Below are 20,497 nucleotides of genomic sequence, written 5' to 3'. Positions count from 1 at the left end.
AAGGAAGGCTTACAAATTTTTTGTAGTATAAAATGTCCGACAGCGACAGCGCTAACGAACATATCATCCCCCCGATTATCGGGGGCTATGTTTCGAAAGTTATAGTATGCAAAAACAAAATGATGGTTTTTGCACGGAACAGATAAGATTCAAGACCTTACATAGGCGATATAAGGGGGATTATTCAAACTTATGGAATGAAAAATCCTTGTAATCTTGATGTTGAGTAGTGTGATGGTGCGGTTGAGTTAAGGTAATCAAAGCATGAAAAATCAACTTGGAACAATTAAATATTTAAGTGCATCTCGTAGAGGATAAAGCCACCGATGAAAGCAATCGTTAACACATTTATACTTTTATTAACTGTTAGCTGTTCGATTGCGCAAAATGGTACAGTAACATTCAAGCATATCACTACAAATGATGGGCTATCACAAAGTACAATTACCAGTATTTTGCAGGATGATGATGGGTTCATTTGGTTTGGGACTCAAGATGGATTAAATCGTTATGATGGTCGCGCTTTAAAGGTTTATAAAAATGATCCTTCGAATCCAAAAAGCTTATCGAATAATTTTATCCATACGCTTTTCAAAGATCGAGACGGAAACATTTGGATTGGAAGTGATGAAGGTGGATTAATCTTTTTTGATCGGGAGTTAGAAACATTTACTGCATATAAGTACACGGTCAGAAACAGCACGACCTTCAATAATCGAGTGAACAGCATTGCGCAGGATCGTGATGGAAATTTATGGGTAGGTACTTTCGGCGACGGTCTCAATCATTTTGATGTCAAAACGAAGCGGTTTACAAACTTTGTAAATGATCCCAATAAGGCCAGTACAATTAGCCATGATTATATCAGTGACATATTGATCGATCGAAATGAAAATATTTGGATTGCTACTTTTTACGGAGGACTTAATCTTTTCGATAAGGCGAACAAAAGTTTCATACGTTTCAAACATGATCCAAGCGATAAGAAATCTTTAAGTCGTAATGACGTTTCTTCCATACTGGAGGATTCGAAAGGCAACGTCTGGGTGGGTACAGACGGGGGAGGCCTGAATCTTTTAGATGCAGAAAGCAGAACATTTACCAGGTATCAGCACGACGACAAAAACCCTAATAGCCTCTCCCATAACGACGTTCTTTCATTGGAGGAAGACGCTAAAGGAAATATTTGGATCGGAACTCGCAACGGCGGTATCAGCATCATGGATGGCAAATCCAAGCTTTTTACTTCACTGAAGTTTGATGAGTACAACGATTATAGTGTCAATAATAATTCTATTTATTCTTTGTTTCGCGATAAACATGGAAACATGTGGGTGGGGACCTATAGCGGTGGCGTTAACTTAGCCAGCGGCGTGGCCGCAAAATTTGCCTCCTATAAAAACGATAAAAATGATAAAAACAGTCTTTCCAATAACAATGTGCTTTCTATCATGGAAGATCATGAAGGAAAGCTTTGGATTGGTACAGACGGAGGCGGATTAAATATTTTTGACAGGAATAAGAATCAATTCACGCTAATGAAACGGGCGAAAGGCAGCATTAGCAGCGATTTTATTTTAGATGTGCTGGAAGACCGCGATCACAATATATGGATCGGTAATTTTAAAGGAGGCTTGGATTTTTATGATCGATCCAAAAATAAATTTGTCAACATTCGGCTGGATGAAAAAGGAATAGGACCAAACGTTGAAACGATTGGGCAAATCATCGAGGACAAAAATGGTTTTATTTGGATTGGAACTTACGGAACGGGGTTAAGCCGTTATAACAAGCAAACAAATAAGTTCGACCATTTTAACCCTGACCCTTCTATTCCGGGAAGCTTTAGCTACCCCGTTGTGTTTGCGCTGTACGAGGACAAGAAGGGAAATATTTGGGCCGGTACACCTGGTGGTGGTTTGAACTTATACAATGAAAAGACGAACCGGTTTACCTGTTTCAAAAACGACAGTAAAGACCCAAATAGCATTAGCAGCAGTCTTATTAATTCAATTTTTGAAGATAGCAGAGGAAACTTATGGGTGGGGACGAATGGCGGTTTGAATTTGTACCACCCGGAAACACAAACTTTTACTTCTTTTCATCAAAGCGATGGCCTTCCCAATGAAGTGATCTATGGGATACAAGAAGACGGAGCAGGTAATCTTTGGTTGAGTACGAACAAAGGTTTATCACGATTTGATCTAGATAATAAGAGGTTCCGGAATTATGACACCAGCGACGGCCTTCAGGGAAATTCTTTCAACAGGATGTCAGCCTTTAGAAATAGTAAGGGAGAAATATTCTTCGGCGGTGTCAATGGATTCAATGTATTTCATCCGGATTCTATAATCGACAACGCTGTAGTGCCGGAAGTATACATAACCAACTTTGAAATTTTCAATAAACCTGTAAGCGTTCATCAAAGTCAGTCTCCGCTTTCGAAAATTATTAACAGCACCAACGAGATCACCATTTCCTACAAAGAGTCAGTTTTCGCTTTCGATTTCGCCGCACTAAATTATACTTCTTCTGAAAAGAACCAGTATGCATATAAGATGGAAGGGTTTGACAAAGACTGGATTTATACCAATACGAATAAAGCCATCTATACTAACCTTAATCCTGGAGAATATCTTTTTCGGGTGAAGGCCTCCAACAATGACGGGGTTTGGAATGCGGAAGGTGTGGCACTGATCATTAACATCACACCGCCTTTTTGGAAGACATGGGCTTTTAAAATCATTGTCGGCCTTTCTATAATCGCTGTGGGCTACAGCCTACACATAATCAGATTACGCATCATCAACCGGCAAAAAGTCGCACTTGAGAAAGAGGTAAAGAAGCAGACTGCAGAAATAATGCAGCAGAAGGAAGCGCTTGAGATTGAGCGCGAGGAAGCCGAGAGAGCACGACAGGATGCGGAGCAGGCTAACCAGGCTAAGAGTATATTCCTGGCCACCATGAGTCATGAAATTCGTACGCCAATGAATGGTGTGCTAGGTATGACATACTTATTATCGGAGACTGGTCAGACTAAAGAGCAACAAGAGTATACAGAGACCATCCGAAACAGTGGGCAGGCTTTACTTACAATTATTAACGATATACTGGATTTTTCGAAAATTGACTCCGGAAAACTTGAACTTGAGCATCAATCCTTTGATTTACGACAGTGCATCGAAGAGGTGATGGATGTGTTTGCTGCAAAAGCTTCTGAGAATGGGATCGACCTTTTATATCAAATTGATCCGAAATTGCCTAGTCATATCGTTGGCGATAAATACAGGCTTCGACAAATTCTTATCAATCTGATCAGCAACGCTGTAAAGTTTACCATGAAAGGTGAAATTTTTGTCGGTGTCGAGCTGGTATCGCTTCAGAATAGAAAACTGACCATAGGTTTTCACGTTCGAGATACTGGCATTGGTATTCCTGAAGATAAACTATCAAGACTTTTTAAAGCTTTCTCACAAGTTGATTCTGCGACGAACCGTAAATACGGTGGCACAGGTTTAGGTTTGGTTATTAGTCAACGGCTGGTAGAACTAATGGGAGGGAAAATCTCAGTGGAAAGCCAACATGATGTCGGAACGACGTTCCGTTTTACAATCGCGAGCCAGGTAAGTGAAGAAGACATTCAGGCTACTTCTAACGGTATAACTATTGGCAACGACGGCAAAAGAGTTTTACTCGTGGACGAGAATGTTACAAACTTAAATGTATTAAAAACCCAGCTTGAGTTATGGAAATTGCCGACAACACTAGCTTTTTCTGGGCAGCAGGCGCTGGAAATCTTAGATGAACCTGGCTTTTTTGACCTTGCCTTGATTGACATGCAAATGCCAAACATGGATGGTTTGGAATTGTCTAAACGTATTAAAACAAAGCTCCCTCATTTACCAATTATTTTAGTCAGTACAATGGGAGATGAAAGTTTAAAGAAGTACCCGGAATTGTTCTCTGCGGTATTGACCAAACCTGTGAAGCAACAACAGTTGGCCCTGGATATACAGGAAGCTTTAAAAGTCGAGAGACGCCAGGTACGTCAGGAGGAAGAAAAACCAAAGTTTGTCCTATCGGCGGATTTTGCAGAAAGGTTTCCGCTGCGGATTTTGCTGGCAGAAGATAACCTTGTAAACCAAAAGCTAGCCATCCGAATTTTGAATAAACTTGGCTATCAGCATATCGAAGTAGCGCAAAACGGATTGGAAGCAGTCGAGAAATTCGCGGCACAATTTTATGAAGTTGTTTTGATGGACATGCAAATGCCCGAAATGGATGGATTGGAGGCCACAAAAACCATTCGTAAAAAGCAGGGGCAACAACCCATCATCATAGCGATGACGGCCAATGCCATGCAAGGAGATAGAGAGCTATGCTTGCAGGTGGGCATGAACGAGTATCTTACAAAACCAATCAAACTTGAAGTATTAATGAGTGCGCTGGAGAAGGCTTCAAATGCGATCAGGTTGGTGCCAGGAGCTGTTCCAGATAACGATAACATTCAAATTAAGAGAGCGTGAATTTTCACGAGATAACTAGAAATTTCAAACACTTCATATTGAGCCTTTTTAAGGCTACACTCCTAATTTTATTTATAAATATCAGTGGCGTTTGCCAGGAGTTGGAATTCCAGGTTTTCTCGACGAAGCAGGGCTTGTCACAAGCTAACGTATGGGATATACTACAGGATCGTTATGGTTTTATATGGGTCGCAACGGAAGATGGTTTAAATTCTTACGACGGGTATTCCTTTAACGTATTTCGAAATAATCCACTGGATTCTTCGAGTGTCAGCAACAGCAGCATTCATTGTATCGCACAAGATACTGCAGGCAATTTATGGGTGGGCACGCGTCGTGGCTTGAACTTCTATAATCGTAAAACGAATAATTTTAAAAGATTTTTATACGATAAAAAAAACAGTCAGTCGATCACCAATAACGACGTGACTTGTCTGTCCCTCGACTCAAAAGGAAATTTATGGATTGGAACAGCTCATGGACTTAGTGCATACAATATTGAAACGGGGAAGTTTCAAAGGTTTTATCATGATCCAAAGAAATACAATTCAATATCACATAATCACATCACAGCCATAGTTGAGGACTCAAACAAAAGAATTTGGGTTGCAACATTTGGTGGGTTGAGCATGATGGTGGAGAATGAGGGTTTTAAAAATTTTTATCATGAGCCAAAGAATCCCGCTTCCTTAAGCTCAAATCTTCTCACGTCGCTGATGGAGGACAGAGACGGAAATCTTTGGGTAGGTACATTCTATGGGGGATTAAATAAAATGGATTCCCGCCAGCATTTTAAAAGGTATGTAGCCCTCGAAAGCGACCCTAATAGTCTAGGAGGAAACTATATATATAGTTTAACCCAAGACAGGAAAGGAAATATTTGGATTGCAATTGACGGCTCGCTCAATAAATTCAACCAGTCCTCTGAAACATTTACCAGGTATAACCAGGACCAAGCCTCCGAAAAGTCTTTGAGTAGCAATATTGTAACAAAGGTATTTTTTGATCTGAATGATAGGATGTGGGTGGGTACGCGTTTTGGAGGTGTTAGTGTTCATGATCCAGGGCACTATGCATTTTATCACTACAAGCATAATTCCTATGACAACCGTAGTTTAAACCACAATACCGTATCTTCGTTTGAAGAGGATACGAATGGAAATTTTTGGGTAGGGACAGATGGCGGTGGACTGAATTATTTTGACAGAAGAACTAAGAAGTTTTCAAATTACTTCAATGCATTTTCCAACAACAAGGTATTGGCCGTTCGAAAGGACAAGAAGGGTGGTCTGTGGATTGGAATGTGGAATGGGGGGCTTAATTATTATAACCCGGTTACCAAACAAATTAAACATTATAAGCATGATCCTCAGAATAACAGGAGCTTAAGTGACAATAACATTTTCTATATTCTCATTGATCGCAATGACAACGTATGGATCGCTACGTGGGGCAATGGACTGAGTAGATACAATGCGGCGACTGATGATTTTATACAATATACGCACGACGCAAACAACCCTAACTCTATAGCCAATTTTTCAATCGATTGCTTGCATGAGGACTCGGATGGAAAAATTTGGATTGGCTCCGAGGTAGACGGGTTAGACCGACTTGACCCTGCTACAAATATATTTACGCATTTCAAATCAACGGAGAAAAAAGGAAGCCTGAGCAGTAATAGTATTTTTACCATCTATGAAGATAGAAAGAAAAGGCTGTGGGTGGGAACAAACGCCGGCCTCAATCTTTTTGATAAGGCAACTGAAACTTTTAAGGCCTACCGAGAAATAGATGGACTGCCCAACGATGGGGTTATGTGTATCGAGGAAGAGTCTTCCGGTAAATTGTGGATTAGTTCGAATAAAGGTTTATCGCGATTCGATCCGGAGAGCGAGACCTTCGTAAATTTTTTGGAACGTGATGGGTTGCAGGGCGATCAGTTTAACCGATGGGCATCACACCGATTAGCAACAGGAGAACTGCTATTTGGGGGTACAAATGGATTTAACATATTTCATCCAGACAGTATTAAAACCAATTCATACAAACCGCCTGTGTACATTTCGGCGTTACGGGTATTTAACAAACCTGTAGGCATTGGTGAAAAAGAAATTTTGAAGCAAAACATTTTACTCACCAAAGAGATCCACCTAAGCCATTTGCAGAATGTTTTTTCATTCGAGTTTACAGCATTGAATTATTTGCAGCCTGAAAAAAATCAGTACCGGTATAAAATGGAGGGCTTTCAGAATGAATGGGTAGACGCAGGACAGGATCGCAAGGCTTCGTATACCAACCTAAGTCCAGGTGAATATAAATTTAGAGTAATAGCTTCCAATAATGACGGTGTTTGGAATGAAGAGGGTACATCATTGCGGATAATAATCACACCTCCTTATTGGCAGACGTGGTGGTTTAAGGTTCTTTCTGTGATCGCCGGAATAAGCATACTTTCATTTCTCTTTTTAATCCGGATGAAGGCTGTCAGGAAGCAACAACTCATTCTCGAGCAACAAGTGAAGGAAAAAACTGCCGAGTTAGTACTGCAAAAGGAAGCCGTAGAAGCGCAGGCTGAAAACATGCAAGCGCTTCATGAACAACAACAGGCTCAAACGGAATTTCTTTCAGCACTTAATATAGAATTACAAAAACAAAAGGAAGAAATTGTCGCTAAGCAGGAAGAGGCGGAAAAAGCCCGGGCCGACGCCGAACAGGCCAATAAAGCAAAAAGCATTTTCTTAGCCACCATGAGTCACGAAATACGAACGCCTATGAATGGCGTTTTAGGTATGGCCGCATTGTTAGCAGAAACCACCCAAACACCAGAGCAACAAGAATACACGGATACCATTCGCAGCAGCGGTGAAGCTTTGCTTACAGTGATAAACGATATTCTTGACTTTTCTAAAATTGAATCTGGCAATCTTGAACTGGACAACCATGGATTTGATTTGCGTCAATGCATCGAAGAAGTAATGGATGTCTTTTCTGCCAAAGCCTCACAAAAAGGACTGGATCTTGTTTATCAAATCGACTACCAGATACCTGCTCAGATCGTAGGGGATAGCCATCGTTTACGACAGATTCTGTTGAACTTGATCAGCAACGCAATGAAGTTTACGCATCAGGGTGAAATTTTCGTCGCTGTTGATCTGTTGAAGATTGATGATAATGGGCTAGATCTTGCTTTCCACGTAAGGGATACCGGCATTGGCATTCCTCAGGATAAACTTTCCAGGTTATTCAAAGCCTTTTCTCAGGTCGATTCTTCCACTACCCGGAAATATGGTGGCACAGGTTTAGGATTAGTTATCAGTGAGCGTTTGGTTCAATTGATGGGAGGAGCGATATCCGTAGAAAGCCAGTCAGCAGTAGGCACTACGTTCACATTTACTATAAGGGCTGGTGTAAGCCATTCATCGGTACGCCAATATGTGCATTTCAATACGGCTGGTAACGAAGGAAAGAAAGTACTGGTGATTGATGATAATGCTACCAACCGCGCGATTCTAAAGAATCAACTTGAACTGTGGATGTTGACACCAATACTGGCGTCATCAGGAAATGAAGCACTCAGTATTCTTTGCCAGCAACAACATTTTGACCTTGTGATAACTGATATGCAGATGCCTGATATGGACGGCCTGCAACTCTCACAACGAATTAAAGCAAAATACAATGTTCCGATTATTCTGTTGAGTTCTATTGGTGACGAAAGCAAACGCAAGCATCCGGAATTATTCTCGGCGGTGCTAAACAAACCGGTTAAACAGCAACAACTGTGTCGTGTGGTGCAAGCTGCGCTTAGGCCAGAAGTTACACAGCCCGCAGTCGCTGAAGAATCGAATGGAAAACAATTGCTTTCAAAAGAGTTTGCACAGAAATATCCATTGCAAATCTTATTAGCAGAGGATAATGTTGTGAATCAGAAATTAACGGTCCGCGTGCTTAGTAAACTTGGCTATAATGATGTCGACATTGCTCAAACCGGACTCGAGGCAATTGAAAAATTCAATGAACGATTCTACCAAGTTATCCTAATGGACGTACAAATGCCCGAGATGGATGGATTGGAGGCAACGCGGTTAATCCGGTCGAAACAATATCACCAGCCAGTAATTATTTCAATGACTGCAAATGCCATGCAGGACGACAAGGATATGTGTCTTGCGGCAGGAATGGATGGATATATTTCAAAGCCAATTAACTTGGACGAACTTGTCGAGGCATTAGTGAAAGCTTTTGATTCGTATAAGCCCAAGGCGATCGAGTAACCGTCTACCGATTAAACAGCACTACCCACTCCGCAAGTTGCCGCTCTATTGCAGTGTTTAGTACCGTGGGTGTCATCCGCCACTGCCAATTATTTTTTGTGGATGCCGGCGTATTGATCCTTGCATGTTCATCTAATCCTAAAACATCCTGCATCGGAAGGATCACAGTATTGGCTACTGTCGAATAGGCAAGTCGGCATAATTCGTAACTGATATTATTTTCATCAATCGTTTTGTCAAAATATTTTTTTAGTAAACGGCGTTCCTTGATTGAAATATTCTTTCTGTACCACCCTTTGGTCGTATTATTATCGTGTGTTCCCGTATAGACGATAAAATTAGAAGTATAATTGTGAGGAATGTAATCTGAGGTTGGCATGGTATCTCCGAAAGCAAACTGTAAGACTTTCATGCCGGGAAATTTAAAGTCATCACGAAGTTTGTAAACAGCTTCATTAATATCCCCCAGGTCCTCGGCAACAAATGGCAGGTGCCCGAATGTTTTTTTAAGCGCGATAAAAAAATCCGCGCCGGGCCCTGGTTTCCATTTTCCGCGCTTAGCTGTTACGTGATTTGCTGGGACGTCCCAATAGTCTGCAAATGCGCGAAAGTGATCCAGCCGCAATCGGTCGTACATCTCCATATTTTTACGAATGCGCTGTATCCACCACCTGTACTTATTTTTTTTCAGAATATCCCATCTGAAGGTAGGCATTCCCCAGAGTTGACCATTGTCATTAAAATAATCCGGTGGCACGCCGGCCACGCCGGTCATCTTGCCTTTTTCGTTCACGTTAAATATCTCTGTATGTGACCATACATCTGCGGAGTCATAACTGACATAGAATGGCAAGTCTCCAAACAGATGAATTCCCGATTGATTACAATACGCTTTTAATAAATTCCATTGGTGATAAAAAACAAATTGTTGCCATTTCACATATTGGATAGCGTCATCGTTGGATGTGACGAATGCATGAAGTACGTTAGCGTTACGGTTCCGATAGGGGACCGGCCACGTGTACCATGGCTTGTTGTTATGATGTTCCTTGAGCACCACGTACAAGGCAAAGTCATTCAACCAATAATTTTCCTGTTCACAGAAGCGTTTAAACGTCTGTGATCGTTTCTTGTCGCGGTTGAAATTCTGATATGCGATTCTAAAAATTTTGTGCCTGCTGTCTTGCGCCAGCTTCCAATCTACTTTATCAGTGGACGTTCCTTTCACAATTGATATTTCTCCTACTTTTATCAGACCGTCCAGTACAAGTTGTTCGGGACTTATCAGTAGTGTGTTTCCCGCCATGCTTGATATTGAGCTATATGGAGAAAAGCTTTGCTCGGCACCTACCGGATTCATAGGCAAAAGTTGCCAAAAGCTTTGTTTACTGCGGCTTAAAAAGTCTGCAAATTTTCTCGCCTCAGGACCCATATCTCCAATACCAAATTCACCAGGTAATGAAGTAATGTGCAGCAGTATTCCGGCATTTCTCATTGCCGGCCCAGGAAGGTCTTTACCGCTCAGGTTAAGGCTCATCTGTGGTTTTGCTATAGGCAAGAGGATACATCAATACTATCATAGATCGGCTTTCTACTTTGACATTGCCATTGGCCAAATATTTTTCTTCGGCATCAGGGTCACTGGTATCAAGAACCTTTTTCCAGTGTTTGCCATACTTAGGTCCGGGCAAGGTAAAATCGAGCGGTTCGTGATGTGCATTAAATATCAGGTAAAAGCTGTCATCTATGATACTCTCTCCCTTGGCATTGACCGTATGGATACCCCGGCCATTTAAATAGACACCCAATGATTTTGCGAAGTCATTGTTCCAGTGTTCTTCAGACATTTCTTCTCCATTGGGTAAAAACCATGCGACATCCTCCACACCGATACCTTTGATGGGTTGACCTTGGAACCATCCTCTTCTGCAAAAAGTGGGATGATGTTTCACCAGTTGGATAACTTTTTTAGTATACTTTAAAAATTCAAGATCGGCCTCTTCCCAATTCAACCACGAAATCTCATTATCCTGGCAATAAGCATTATTATTTCCACCTTGTGTGCGCCCGAATTCATCTCCAGCTACTAACATGGGTACACCTTGTGATAAAAACAAAGTCGTTATAAAATTTCGTTTCTGTTTTTTACGAAGCGCAAGAATTTCAGGGTCCTCCGTTGGGCCTTCTGCACCACAATTCCAGGAACGATTGTGGCTTTCTCCATCCATGTTATCCTCACCGTTAGCTTCGTTGTGCTTCTCGTTATAAGAGACCAAGTCCTCCAGCGTGAATCCATCATGAGCGGTAATAAAGTTAATGCTGGCGGTAGGTCTTCTGTAGTCGTTTTGATAAAGATCAGGACTACCTGTAAAACGCCAGGCAAACTCACCTAGCATGCTGTCGGCTCCGCGCCAGTAATCACGCATACAATCGCGATATTTACCATTCCATTCTGCCCAGTCTTGCGGAAATTTTCCCACCTGATATCCGCCTTCGCCAACATCCCAAGGTTCTGCAATAAGCTTCACTTGAGATATGATAGGATCCTGATGTATAATATCAAAGAACGCACTAAGCCTGTTAACTTCATGCAGTTCGCGTGCAAGGGTAGAGGCGAGGTCGAAACGAAACCCATCCACGTGCATTTCTATAATCCAATACCGGAGGCTGTCCATCATTAATCGAAGCACATTGGGTAAGTTTGCGTTAAGCGTATTGCCCGTGCCGGTATAGTCCATATAGTAACGCTTGTCTTCAGTCAGTCGATAATACGATGCGTTATCGATGCCCTTAAAGGAAAGGGTGGGGCCTAAATGATTTCCCTCAGCCGTATGGTTGTAAACAACATCTAGTATAACTTCAATATTCGCTTTGTGAAGTTCTTTCACCATATTTTTAAATTCAACCACCTGCTCCCCTAATACACCACTGCTTGAATAGCGCGCATCAGGTGCAAAGAACCCGATCGTATTATAGCCCCAATAGTTCGTCAAGCCTCGTTCTTTCAAATGACGGTCTGCAACGAAATGATGAACCGGCATTAGCTCTACAGCCGTAATTCCCAAAGCCCTCAGATAATTTATAGTGACCGGGTGTGCAAGCGCGGCATAGGTGCCCCGTATTTCTTCAGGTATATCCGGATGCAATTGTGTGAATCCCTTGACGTGAGTTTCATAAATGATCGATTTATGATAAGGAATTTTGGGCGCTTTTTCCTTTCCCCAATCAAAGCTTGAATCGACCACCACCGACTTAGGAATAAAGGCCGCACTATCCAATTTACTAAAGCTCAGGTCTTCATCCGGATCGCCGAGCTTGTAGCCAAAGAGCGCATCATTCCAGTCGATAGTTCCGGCAATTGCCTTGGCATATGGATCGATAAGCAATTTGTTTGCATTATACCGATGACCATTTTGGGGATCATAATTTCCATGTACCCGGTAGCCATACAGTTGTCCGGGTTGAAGATCCGGGAAATAGGCATGCCATATATGATGTGAACGTTCCACGATCTTGACACTATAGGATTCGGCCTGATCGGTAGGAGAATTAAATAAACAGAGTTCAACACTTGTAGCGTTGTCTGCATACAACGCGAAATTCACACCGTTCCCATCCCATGTAGCGCCTAAGGGAAACGGATTTCCGGGGTATACAGTGATTTTACGCGGCGCAGGAGGGGATTTAATTATTGTAGTAGTTTCCATGTTTATAATGCATTGGCCAGCACTGTTTTCCGCATACGTTTAGAGCGGCGAAGCGCAGATAACCTGTTTTTTATTTGTAATGAAAAATCTGATATCACATTCATGTAGTTAATGAATGCTTCATATGGAGAACAGTATGGGCTGAAATAGGAATGTACACCTCCATCTTCCTCCCCTTTTGTGCACATATAATAAAAGTGATCGCTAGTTTGCAACTGCCGCCATGTATGAATCAGTTGTGGGTCATCAAGCGTCTCCAAATTTTTTTCTAATTTTTTTAATGAATCGAAAGCGTCTCGCTGCATGTCATTTCCCAACCATGCCGATAAATCCCTTTCTTTGTCTGCCCACGAAATATAACCTGGTACATTCAATTGACTGTGCGGTGAAAGGTGTTCCATAGCTTGGGAAGGGGTAATCATGCGATACGCGGCGTAATTGGCCAGTGAGGTGAGTAACTCTTTTAAGAAATTGAGAATACCACTTTGTAATTTTTTATGTTCTCCAAAGGTTTCATAATCAAGTGCAAGGTTAACAAGCTTTTCGTCATTGGGCATTTGGGAAAGCCACGACATATAGCGATCGATGGTCAGCTCGTTAGCGTCGAAACGAAATGCGATATCATCACTCAACCGATAATTCCTTAAAAATATTTTCAGATCCGTTTTTGTGGGATGATTATAAAGATGATGTGGGCTTCGATTGCATAGTACACGCTCGATGCCATCGGTAAGGATTCCTTTAAAACCCAAAGCACTTATGCGGGCGCCTATTTCATTGCTGTAAATTAATTCTGTGTTTCGGAAGACCTGAGGTTGAACACCAAAGTGTTCTTTAATCTTTTGTGCATGCTTCATCACCTGGATTTCAAATTCATCACCAGGAAGCATACAGGCAAGCGAGTGATAATATGTTTCGCCAAGAAACTCAACGCACCCAGTTGATGCAAGATCACGGAAACTTAGCAGCACTTCCGGAGCATATTGTTCAAACTGCTCAAGCGTCGTTCCGGATATAGAGAACGTCACCCGGATGTTTGGATTTTTTCGTATAAGATCTAACAGCAGTTGATTTGTTGGCAAATAACATTGGATGGCAATTCGGTTGAGAATTTCTTCATTAAGGTCATCATCAAAATAATTACCACCTGAGCCAATATCAAAAAACTGGAATGGGCGTAAACGACGCGGCTGGTGTACTTGGAAGTACAACATAAGGTTATGCGGAGAGTCTGGTCTTTGTAGCGAATTCATAGTAAAGGCTTTTTATTTTTTTTGCTGCTTTATCCCAGCTGATGTTTTTTATTTCATTAGTACTATTTTTTTTGAGTGTCTTTGATAAACTTTTGTATTTAAGCACGCTGCAAATGGCTTCGGCCAATGCGTCAGTATTCCAGAAGTCAACTTTAATAGCATGGGGCATCACTTCACCCACACCGGATTGATTGGAGATGATAACAGGTACGCCGGCTTGAATTGCTTCCAAAGGAGTAATCCCGAATGGTTCTGAAACCGAAGGCATAACATACACATCGGAGATAGACCAAAGCTTGTTCACTTGTTCGCCTTTCACAAATCCAGTAAAGTGAAAATTTGTTGACATTCTTAATTGCGCCACTCGTTCGACCATCGCCGGAAACAAATCACCTGATCCGCCAGCAACGAAATGAGCATCTGGAAATTCTTCTAAGACTTTACGTGCCGCCTCAACAAAGAACAGCGGACCTTTTTGGTAAGTAATGCGTCCTAGAAAAGTTATTACGTGAGACCCGATGGGTATAGAAAAATTGTTGCTAGGTTTTTCGGAAGCAATAATGCCGTTATGCACAACCTCAATCTTGGCTGGGGGAATCTGATACTCCGCCACAGCTATGGATTTTGTCCGCTCGCTGACAGCAACAACGAGGTCTGCTTCCATCATTCCTGCTCGTTCAACTTCCATTATAAACGCGTCACCATTTTTACCCGCGCGATCATATTCTGTGGCATGCACATGAACGATCAAGGGCTTGCCACTTCTTTTTTTAGCTTCAATACCTGCACGGAAAGTCAGCCAATCATGGGCATGGATAACGTCGAAGTCATATTGATCGGAAATGGTACCAGCCACCAAAGCGTATTTGTCGACTTCATCCAGCAACGCTGGACCGTACTTACCTGAAAACTGATAAGAAACGCCGGAGGAAATTGATGTAACTTTGTCTGTTTCATATTTACTTTCCGGATAAATACGGCTTATGGAATATTTTTGCGGAAGGGTATAATTCCATTGTCGTACCTGCGCGAAATTTTCGTCCTGAAGATGTTGTCCGTATGGCGTAATGGAGGAAGCGGCTTTCAAATATGTTACTTCCGTCCCCTCTTCATTCATAGTCATTACCTGTGTTTTGGTATCAACGGCTTGTATGTGAGAGGGAAGTCCGGCGACGTCTACTAACGGAGTTATTTTTGCCGGCATGGCAGAGGGAATAATAACGGTACTCGCATTTATTATATATCCATTGTCGACCTTCTCGCCACCGTGCAGCGTTGGAACAACAAATAAAATTTCAACTTTATTCTTCCCCAAAGCTTGCGTTAAACCGTGGCAGGCTGTCCCCAGTCCGCCTGAAATGTGTGGAGGGAATTCCCATCCGAACATTAAAATTCTCATTGAATTTAAACTTGAAAACTTAAAAAATCATTTATTTAACATACAGGCAACACGAATACTAATGTCAGAGCAAGCTGTTGAAGTTTTATATAAAAAAATCTATGCCGTATTTTAAGAACAGGAATTAACCTTTATAACATTTTCTTAACGTTGTTATTTTGAAATTCCATCTCCCTTTATCATCTCCCTTATCCTACGCCCTTGGTAACAACCGGAAATTGGACCGATTGTTTATGGGCATTAATTATAACTGGCATACAATTTTCCATTGCCGACGTAAAAAATTAAATGGATTATACCCTCCCGCCGGTTGGTGCTTTATGTAATAATGGAAGATGTGTATTTACCGTTTGGGCACCACAGGCAACACGCGTTGATTTAATCACTGCGAAACAAGAATCTGCATTACAAAAAGACGCTCAAGGCTATTGGACAATAGCATTAAATGGCGTTGAACATGGCACCCCTTATCAATTTCGTTTGAACGCCGATAAAATACTTCCAGACCCAGCTTCGAGGTGGCAAGCCGAGGGAGTTCACGGGCCTTCTTTTGTGTGTGACCAAAATTTTGATTGGACAGATAAAACATGGAAAGGAATTTTATTAGGGCAGATGGTTCTTTACGAATTGCATGTGGGGACGTTTTCTGAGACAGGAAATTTTGAAGGTGTTATTTCGAGTTTAGATTATTTAAAGGAATTAGGAGTAAACGCAATTGAGCTTTTACCAATATCTCAATTTCCAGGCAATCGAAACTGGGGATATGACGGTGTGTATCCATTTGCTGCTCACCATGACTACGGGGGGCCTACAGGTTTAAAACGGTTGGTTAACGAAGCGCATCGCAAAGATATTGCCGTCGTGCTGGATGTTGTTTACAACCACCAAGGCCCAGAAGGAAATTATTTGAGCGAATATGGCCCGTACTTCACAGATCGATATAAAACCGGATGGGGTAAAGCAATCAACTTCGATGACGCATGGTGCGATGGTGTGAGAAATTTTTACTGGCAGAATGCGCTGATGTGGCTGGAAGAATTTCATATCGATGGGTTACGACTTGATGCAGTCCACGCCATTTGGGATTTCAGTGCGAAGCATTTTATTGAGGAACTTACACATAAAGTCAGCGAGATTGAAAAGAAAAGCGGCCGGAAAAAAGTATTGATTGCGGAGTTCGATCTTAACAATCCGCGTTATATTAATCCGTATGATAAAGGCGGATACGGATTAGACGGACAGTGGATCGATGAATTTCATCATGCTTTACATGCCTTGGTCACAGGTGAAGTGGACGGGTACTACGAGGATTTTGGCGACATGCAGCATCTTGTCAGGGCCTATCGCGATTCTTACGTATACACCGGGCAATTTTCAAAACATCGTAAAAAATTTTTTGGCGTGCTTCCGCAGGAAATTGCGTATGACCAGTTCGTTGTTTTTGCACAAAACCATGATCAAATTGGAAACCGGATGTTGGGCGACCGTCTTGCAGCTAACCTTTCCTTTGAGGCACTCAAATTGGTAGCGGCGGCAGTGCTGCTTGCTCCGCAAGTTCCTTTATTATTCATGGGTGAAGAGTATGGCGAACAGAACCCTTTCCAATATTTTATTAGTCACACTGACAATGAACTTGTTGAAATGGTTCGAGAGGGCAGAAAGAAAGAATTTTCATATTTCAATTGGCAAGGTGAGGTACCTGATCCCCAGTCGGAAAAAACATTTGAACAATGCAAGTTGTCCTGGAACTACACGAACGGGCAGCATGCAATTTTATTTTCCTACTACAAATATCTTATTGGTTTCCGGAAGAACCGCAAGGCGATGCAAGGAAGGCGGAAGGAGAATGTTCGTGTTCGTGAGATCGCGGAAAAAAAAATCATTGGCATGGAAAGGTCTTTCGAAGGTGACATTCTTTATATCTTTTTAAATTTTGAAAAAACAAAAGTCGTTTTTAAAACCCCCTTTAGCCAATCTCTAAAAATGATTTTTAACTCTGCGGATACCCACTGGGTTGGACGTGAATTGCATCCTCAGACAAATGTCTCGCCGGATGAAAATATCGTAATGAGCCCGGAGTCAGTGTTAATTTTTGAATTATAAATATGCGTTTACCATCATCTACTTACAGAGTTCAGCTCAATAAAGATTTTACATTTAAAAATCTACTTGAAATTATAGATTATCTGCATGCGCTCGGAGTTTCGACAATTTATGCCGCTCCCATTCTAAAATCGACTAAGGGTAGTGTTCACGGATATGATGTAACCGACCCGCACATGATTGATCCTGAAATTGGAACTAAGGAAGAGCTTTCGGCCATTGCATCAAAACTTAGACAACGAGGAATGACATGGCTACAGGATATCGTACCCAATCACATGGCATTTGATCCCGCCAATACCCGATTGATGGACGTTCTTGAACGGGGCCCCGCTTCACCTTACTACAACTATTTTGATATTGACTGGAACCATCCATCACCTGAACTAAAAAATAAAGTAATGGTGCCTTTCTTAGGCGATGAATTGGCTGTGTGTGTTAAGAATAACCAAATCAAATTAGCATTTACAAGGAACGGGTTTCAGATATTCTATTTTGATGCGCATTACCCCGTGTCGGGATTGGCCTGTGATTTTTTATTTTCTTTGTTGGATTCACCCGATGTAAAAAATCTAGCTGAAGAATGGACTACATTTATCAATGGCCGTGCACATACCGCGGATCTGAGAACCTGGCATAAGTTGAAATCTCAATGGGTCGCTTCTGTGACGGATAAACAGAAAAAAACAATTCAGCAGATGGTGGAGTCTGTGAATGCTGATCAGACTCTTCTCATGGAATTGCTCGGCCGCCAACATTATGTGTTAACTTATTGGAAAAGGACGGAAAAGGAAATTAACTATCGAAGATTCTTTACTGTAAACCAGTTGATATGTTTGCGAATGGAAGATGATCACGTCTTCAAGGAATACCACGCATTTTTACTTTCTCTGTATAACGAAAATCTTATACAGGGATTCAGGATTGATCACATTGATGGTCTGAAAGATCCGGCGCGATATATCAAAAGCTTAAGAAAATTGTTCGATGCCGATTGTTATATCATAGCTGAAAAAATATTGGAAGCCAAAGAAACGCTTCCAGCAGAGTGGCCTATCCAGGGAACCAGTGGTTACGAATTTTTGGCATATGTCAACCGGCTATTTACGGACAAAAAAGGAGCCAAGCAGTTGCTAGAATTTTATAGCACATTGGTGCCAGGCTTACCCTCGTATAAGCAGCTGGTGGCGAAGAATAAAAAGATGATGCTCGAAAATTATATGGGTGGCGAGTGGGACAATCTCGTACGCTACCTGAACGATCTGGAACTTGGAAATCACTTTGAATACAACCGGTTAAAAGAAGCCCTAGGAATCATCATGGTATCACTTCCGGTCTATCGGATTTATCCCCATGTTATTCCTTTGACAGGAAATGATCTTGATGTCATAAATGAAACTTTTGAGAAAGCACGGAAAGTGGAAACAGGTTGTACTGAAGAACTCGAGCACTTCCAGCAATTGTTTGTTTCCGAAACGTCATATCCGAAAGCAAATATTCTTTCGTTTCTAAAACGTTTGATGCAGTTCACGGGGCCGCTTACGGCAAAAGGTGTTGAGGATACTACATTTTATATTTACAACCCGCTTATCTCTCACGATGAAGTTGGTGATTCACCCTCGACGTTGGCAATTTCAATCAGCGAATTTCATAAACGCATGATTGTTCGTCAGCAAAATACTCCTTTGTCCCTCAATGCGACGGCCACGCATGACACGAAGCGGGGAGAAGATGTTAGAATTCGTCTAAACGTGTTGAGCGAAATTCCAGAACAATGGCAGCAAGTGGTTAGCCAATGGTTTGCTGATCATCAATCATATTTAGCTGCTAATGCTGAGGACACGAAGGTAAGTATTAATGATGAATACTTTATATATCAATCAATTGTCGGTGGATTTCCTGAGGATCTGGTGGCATCGGTGGAGTGGATGAAAAGACTCCAGGAATATCTTATGAAAGTTGTCCGGGAAGCAAAAGTAAAAAGTAACTGGGAGTTGCCCAATGAAAATTATGAGAAGGCGTGTTCAACGTTTATACAATACTTGTTGACCGATGAAAAGAAATTTCTGCCCAGTGCGATAACCTTTGTCCGGCAGATTTTGGATGCAGCAACAACATATGCATTGGGACAGGTGTTGTTAAAAGTTACCGCGCCTGGAATTCCCGACATTTATCAAGGTTGTGAGCTTTGGGATTTAAGCTACGTCGATCCTGACAATAGGCGTGCCGTTGACTATAAGTTACGAAAAAAATATTTTGATCAAATCCTAATAAAGGAAAAAGAAGGTAGCGATGCATTGTTTTCTTTTCTTACAATCAACCGCAACATGGGAGTGGAAAAATTATTTGTTACCTGGAAGACATTGACTTTTCGGAAAAACCATGAAGCACTTTTTACCGAAGGTGCATATATTCCACTGCAGGTCACAGGTGGTAATCAACTGGCGTGTGTGTACGCCCGCAATATTGAAAATAAGTGGATTCTAGTAGCTGTTCCTTTCGGGATTACACAACAAAATCAGGCGACGGAAACATTGGATTTGCATGCCGAGGAATCGATCGTCATGCTTGAATACTTTCCTAAACAATGGATAAATCTCTTTTCAGGGAAATCAGTTATTTCAAACGGATATCTGCCGTTAAAAGAACTATACAAAGATTTTTCGGTTGCCCTATTATATAGTGTATAGATTAAAAGGCCCCATCAATTTAACTGAAGAGGCCTTTATAGACTGTTCGAACGACTTAGCGATGAAGGTTATCCTTCTAATGTAGCCGTGAGAGAAATATTTGTATTCAATAATTTAGATATAGGACAATTTGCCTTTGCGTCGTCGGCGCATGCATTAAATTTTTCTTTACTGATTCCAGGTACCTTCGCTTTAAGAACCAATTGCGACTGTGTTACAGTACCATCTTCCAATGTAATTGTGCAATCTGTTGTGATTTCTTGGGGCGGAAAGCCAGCTTCACCCAATACAAAACTTAATTTCATACTGAAACAGCCTGCGTGAGCAGCTGCAACAAGTTCTTCTGGATTCGTGCCGATGCCATCTGCAAATCTTGAATTGAAAGAATATTGAGTCTTATTTAGAATGGAGCTTTGTGTCGAAAGGTGACCTGTTCCTTCTTTGCCTGATCCTTTCCAAACTGCTGTTGCTTTTCTTTTCATATTTCGAGTTGTTTATTTTTGCGCTAATGTAAGCAGTGATAAAACCCGAACAAACTGTCC

General features: G+C 41.6%; 9 protein-coding genes. 4 read left to right on the top strand and 5 right to left on the bottom strand.

What is annotated here, in order from left to right; all coding sequences use genetic code 11:
- Positions 1–326: 326 nt before the first annotated feature.
- Both P2W71_RS24965 and P2W71_RS24960 read left to right on the top strand, forming a co-directional pair.
- Positions 327–4,526: a hybrid sensor histidine kinase/response regulator gene (locus P2W71_RS24965; protein WP_276374144.1), complete on the top strand. Its 4,200-nt coding sequence runs from the start codon at positions 327–329 to the stop codon at positions 4,524–4,526.
- A gap of 38 nt (positions 4,527–4,564) precedes the next feature.
- Positions 4,565–8,803: a hybrid sensor histidine kinase/response regulator gene (locus P2W71_RS24960; protein WP_276374143.1), complete on the top strand. Its 4,239-nt coding sequence runs from the start codon at positions 4,565–4,567 to the stop codon at positions 8,801–8,803.
- 4 nt (positions 8,804–8,807) lie between these two features.
- On the opposite strand, the gene malQ is transcribed toward P2W71_RS24960, so the two are convergent.
- Genes malQ through P2W71_RS24940 form a run of 4 tightly spaced genes read right to left on the bottom strand, consistent with a single transcriptional unit; the run spans position 8,808 to position 15,162 of the window.
- Complete coding sequence (malQ, locus tag P2W71_RS24955) at positions 8,808–10,340, bottom strand: 4-alpha-glucanotransferase (protein WP_276374142.1); 1,533 nt, start codon at positions 10,338–10,340, stop codon at positions 8,808–8,810.
- The gene (gene glgX / locus P2W71_RS24950; RefSeq protein ID WP_276374141.1) at positions 10,330–12,510 is read right to left on the bottom strand and encodes a glycogen debranching protein GlgX; all 2,181 of its coding nucleotides are present in this window, start codon (positions 12,508–12,510) and stop codon (positions 10,330–10,332) included. The genes malQ and glgX overlap by 11 nt, the downstream gene beginning before the upstream one ends.
- Positions 12,511–12,512: 2 nt before the next feature.
- Positions 12,513–13,763, bottom strand: a complete 1,251-nt coding sequence (locus P2W71_RS24945; protein ID WP_276374140.1) for a glycoside hydrolase family 57 protein — start codon at positions 13,761–13,763, stop codon at positions 12,513–12,515.
- A complete protein-coding gene (locus P2W71_RS24940) occupies positions 13,729–15,162 on the bottom strand; it encodes a glycosyltransferase (RefSeq protein WP_276374139.1) in 1,434 nt (477 codons plus the stop codon). The genes P2W71_RS24945 and P2W71_RS24940 overlap by 35 nt, the downstream gene beginning before the upstream one ends.
- Positions 15,163–15,450: 288 nt before the next feature.
- Between P2W71_RS24940 and treZ the strand changes: the two genes are divergently transcribed.
- Both treZ and treY read left to right on the top strand, forming a co-directional pair.
- A complete protein-coding gene (gene treZ, locus P2W71_RS24935) occupies positions 15,451–17,265 on the top strand; it encodes a malto-oligosyltrehalose trehalohydrolase (RefSeq protein ID WP_276374138.1) in 1,815 nt (604 codons plus the stop codon).
- A 2-nt stretch (positions 17,266–17,267) separates the two neighbouring features.
- The gene (treY, locus tag P2W71_RS24930; protein ID WP_276374137.1) at positions 17,268–19,955 is read left to right on the top strand and encodes a malto-oligosyltrehalose synthase; all 2,688 of its coding nucleotides are present in this window, start codon (positions 17,268–17,270) and stop codon (positions 19,953–19,955) included.
- Between the two features lie 68 nt (positions 19,956–20,023).
- Here treY and P2W71_RS24925 read toward each other — a convergent pair whose 3' ends face one another.
- Positions 20,024–20,437 (bottom strand): OsmC family protein, encoded by a 414-nt coding sequence (locus tag P2W71_RS24925; RefSeq protein WP_276374136.1) that lies wholly within the window; start codon positions 20,435–20,437, stop codon positions 20,024–20,026.
- Positions 20,438–20,497 lie beyond the last annotated feature (60 nt).

It is taken from the genome of Chryseolinea sp. H1M3-3 (genome assembly GCF_029360725.1).
In the GTDB taxonomy this organism is placed as follows: Bacteria; Bacteroidota; Bacteroidia; order Cytophagales; family Cyclobacteriaceae; genus Chryseolinea.
Note: the sequence above shows the minus strand (reverse complement) of the source record. Positions and strands in the feature narration are given on the sequence as shown.